Genomic DNA, 2,939 nt, shown 5'->3' with positions numbered 1-2,939 from the left:
CTTTAAAATACCGTACTTTTCTTCAATTGCGGGAACATCTATCTCCTCAATATTCGAAAAGCCCTTAATCAGTCTATACATCCTGGTGTTTTCATCAACAATGTGCAACATGTCGAGGTCTGACGATACAATATAGGTCATATAGTCCCCCTCTTCATCCGCCTGTCTAGCTAGCGTCCCGATAATATCATCTGCCTCATACTCATCCGCCTCCAGAAACTCCCAGCCCAAGGCAAGAACTAACTCTTTTAATAGTGGAATTTGCGCAAAAAAGTCTTCAGGTGGTTTTGTTCTTCCAGCCTTATATTCTGGATAAATTGCTAGTCTTTTTGCTGTTGAGGTCTTCGCTTTATCCCACGCAACTACCACTTTCGTTGGTTGCAATTTTTTCACAATCTCTGTTGCAATTGTTGCAAAACCATACACTCCAGAAGTTGGCGTACCGTCCGATGTTGACAACGCCCCCATTGCAAAATACCCCCTATAAAATACACTCTTACCGTCAATAATTACCAATGTCTTCATCGTCTCACCTTAGTCTAGTTTTTTTTAATTAGAATTCAATTCGATCGAGAATCACATCTACATCATCATGTAGCTTAGCTACGCTTTCATCATTAAGCACATAGTAATCTGCCATTGCAATTGGACCACCCTTCTCTAAATTCTCCACCTCAGACCTATCACGTTCTTGAATTTCTTTTGTATTGAATGGCCTCTCTGGTCTTTTTCCAACCCTAAAATGTCTCAGGGCCTTTGGTACTACAACCGCCAGCACTGTTAATTGACCAGGAAATTCCTTTTTCAAAATCTTATATTCAGTCCATGAATAAAGACCGTCTAGTACAATCCGCTTTTGACCAGCATTAATTAGGTTTTTTGCTTCCTCAATCACTTGCTTCACCACCCAATCTTTACCTTCGGTCTCCCGAATCATCTCCCTGAACCGCTTTTCGCTTTCTCCATCCGCAGTAATTTCGATCCCTCGTCGCTTCATCTCTTTATAGATCATTCCCCCAAAATACACTTTAGGAAAACCCTTTTCAGTCAAATAATCTACTACTACCGATTTTCCAGATCCACTCATCCCCACAACTGCTATGATTTTTATATTGCCATCATTCATCATCTTTTCCTCTTATTTTCTCTATATTACTCTATTTCTTCTCTTTTGACTATTTTGCAAATTTTCGAAAAAAGTTCACAAAATCCGCTCTCTCTTGTGTCTGCCTCATATAAATCAAAATCGATCCCCCCTTTTCGTCTCTTAAACTACCATCCATCTCCGCATCCACCATAAAAGTTGTACGGTTTTTAAAACTCAAAAAAGTTAATAAATTTTTTATTAAGCTCTCACTTCTATCATAAATCTGAAAAACGTCTGAAAACCACCCACGCTTAGCCTTAAATACATTCTGTTTAGAAAATACATATATATCCGAATAACTATTTAGTTCAGCATCCACCTTCACAATCACAATCACTCCAGTTTGCCAGTTATAACCTATTACCAGGTTTGAATAAATTGTCGTGGTTAAATTTTGTATATATACCCCATAATTAGATTCAACCTCTCTTTCTTCACTAATCGAGTCAGTATGATATCCAGCCACTAATTTAAAACCTTCTGGGGAAATTAATTGTTCAGCGATGTACACACCATTTTTATCCACTACCTCTTTTTGTGACACTTCAATATTATATTGCTCAATTGCCACCAAAAAAATTCTCGCCATCCTTTCTCTGTTGCGTTTTATTAATTCAATATTCCAATTCTTTTCTCTTTGTCCAAAAAAGCTCTTCATCCATTCAGAAAATCCACCTCTACCACTTCTAATTCCAAGTTGTACCATTATCTATAATCATACCATGCCTAATTTTAAATTAGAACTTGCTATAATATTAATATGATTTATGATATTGCAATTATTGGTGCCGGTACCGCTGGTATGACTGCCGCCCTCTACGCTCTTCGCGCAAATAAAACTGTTCTCCTACTAGAATCCACTATTTATGGTGGCCAAATCATTCAATCTCCCCTTGTAGAAAACTACCCTGGTCTCCCTAATGTATCTGGCCAAGATTTTGCCTCTCATTTGTATCAGCAGCTTCAGGCCTTAAACCAAAAAATCACCTACCAAACCGTTCTTGACCTAGACTATGCAGATTCTCTTTATTCCATTCACACCAAAAATCAACAATATCATGCCAAAACAGTTATTTTAGCAACTGGGACCACACGCCGCAAGCTTAATCTCCCAGAAGAAGATCAACTTCTAGGTCGCGGCATCGCCATTTGCGCCACCTGTGATGGCCCAATTTATAAAAATCAAACTGTCGCCGTTGTTGGTGGAGGTAATTCCGCCGTTCTTTCTGCCCTCTACTTAGCAGATCTTTGTCAAAAAGTTTATCTCATACACCGTTCCGATCTTTTTCGTACTGAAGAACTTCTCTTTGACAAGCTAAAACTTCGCAAAAATGTAACCATTCTTACCAACAATGAGATCAACTCACTAAAATCTTCCAACCATTTCCTCACCGCAGTCGATCTTAAAAATGATTTACCAAAAGATTTTCAACAAGACCCCTCACTCCCTCGTACTCTTAAAATTCAAGGTCTCTTTGTTGAAATTGGTCGCATTTTCCCAAGTACTGATCTTCTAAAGAACCTAGGTCAAAACCACAATTTAGTTACAGACTCTTCTGGCTTCCCAATTACCGATGATAATTGCGCTACATCTTTACCGGGCTTCTATGTTGCCGGAGATTGCCGCTCTAAAGCTACTCGCCAACTAGTTACCGCTACCGCCGATGGCGCGCTTAGCGCTACTTCTGCTATTAATTTTTTAAACTAAAAAAATGGAGCCATTGACAGGGATCGAACCTGCGACCTGCTCGTTACGAATGAGCTGCTCTACCAACTGAGCTACAATGGCACC

4 protein-coding genes and 1 tRNA gene are annotated in these 2,939 nt (G+C 39.3%); 1 reads left to right on the top strand and 4 read right to left on the bottom strand.

Annotation, left to right across the window (positions count from 1 at the left end; genetic code table 11):
* The 3 genes from G3KMM_RS01425 to G3KMM_RS01415 form a co-directional block, all read right to left on the bottom strand.
* Positions 1–525, bottom strand: a 525-nt coding sequence (locus G3KMM_RS01425) for a 5'-3' exonuclease (protein ID WP_206660636.1), incomplete at its 3' end; no start/stop codon positions are given.
* Positions 526–553: 28 nt separating this feature from the next.
* Complete coding sequence (locus G3KMM_RS01420; protein WP_129604540.1) at positions 554–1,129, bottom strand: AAA family ATPase; 576 nt, start codon at positions 1,127–1,129, stop codon at positions 554–556.
* 46 nt (positions 1,130–1,175) lie between these two features.
* On the bottom strand, positions 1,176–1,853 hold the full coding sequence (locus G3KMM_RS01415; RefSeq protein WP_129604537.1) for a hypothetical protein: 678 nt from the start codon (positions 1,851–1,853) through the stop codon (positions 1,176–1,178).
* Between the two features lie 54 nt (positions 1,854–1,907).
* Between G3KMM_RS01415 and G3KMM_RS01410 the strand changes: the two genes are divergently transcribed.
* Positions 1,908–2,855 carry an NAD(P)/FAD-dependent oxidoreductase gene (locus G3KMM_RS01410; protein ID WP_129604533.1) on the top strand — a complete coding sequence of 316 codons (948 nt, stop codon included), beginning with the start codon at positions 1,908–1,910 and terminating at the stop codon, positions 2,853–2,855.
* 5 nt (positions 2,856–2,860) lie between these two features.
* On the opposite strand, the gene G3KMM_RS01405 is transcribed toward G3KMM_RS01410, so the two are convergent.
* A tRNA-Thr gene (locus G3KMM_RS01405) sits at positions 2,861–2,936 on the bottom strand.
* Positions 2,937–2,939 lie beyond the last annotated feature (3 nt).

Origin of the sequence: Candidatus Nanosyncoccus nanoralicus, assembly GCF_004138405.1 — a bacterium.
In the GTDB taxonomy this organism is placed as follows: domain Bacteria; phylum Patescibacteriota; class Saccharimonadia; order Saccharimonadales; family Saccharimonadaceae; genus Nanosyncoccus; species Nanosyncoccus nanoralicus.
Note: the sequence above shows the minus strand (reverse complement) of the source record. Positions and strands in the feature narration are given on the sequence as shown.

What these genes read in the sequence shown, in the direction of transcription:
- G3KMM_RS01415 (WP_129604537.1), bottom strand. Translation starts at nt 1,853, where the DNA reads ATGGTACAACTTGGAATTAGAAGTGGTAGAGGTGGATTTTCTGAATGG.
- G3KMM_RS01420 (WP_129604540.1), bottom strand. Translation starts at nt 1,129, where the DNA reads ATGATGAATGATGGCAATATAAAAATCATAGCAGTTGTGGGGATGAGT.
- G3KMM_RS01410 (WP_129604533.1), top strand. Translation starts at nt 1,908, where the DNA reads ATGATTTATGATATTGCAATTATTGGTGCCGGTACCGCTGGTATGACT.